At 78.4% G+C, this 250-nt stretch carries 1 pseudogene; it reads left to right on the top strand.

What is annotated here, in order from left to right:
- Nucleotides 1–250 (top strand): annotated as a pseudogene (locus C7C46_RS35620) (MFS transporter); the annotation flags it as partial.

The raw sequence follows: 250 nt of genomic DNA, 5'->3' as shown, positions 1-250 counted from the left end.
CGAGAGGCTGCTGCCGCAGCGCTGGGGCGACCGGCGGCGCAGCGGGGCGGGGGCGGGCGGCTGCGTGGCGGCGATGGCCCTGCTGCTGGCGCGGCCGGTGCACGACGCGCTGCTGACGCTCCCGCTGGGGCTGCTCGGCCTGGCGCTCGGGGTGTTCGTACCGGCCAACAACACGCTGGTGATGCGGGCGCTGCCGCAGTGCGACGCCGGGGCCGGCGGCGGCATGGTGAACATGACCCGGGGCCTGGGC

It is taken from the genome of Streptomyces tateyamensis, assembly GCF_003205575.1.
Taxonomy (GTDB): Bacteria; Actinomycetota; Actinomycetes; order Streptomycetales; family Streptomycetaceae; genus Kitasatospora; species Kitasatospora tateyamensis.
Note: the sequence above shows the minus strand (reverse complement) of the source record. Positions and strands in the feature narration are given on the sequence as shown.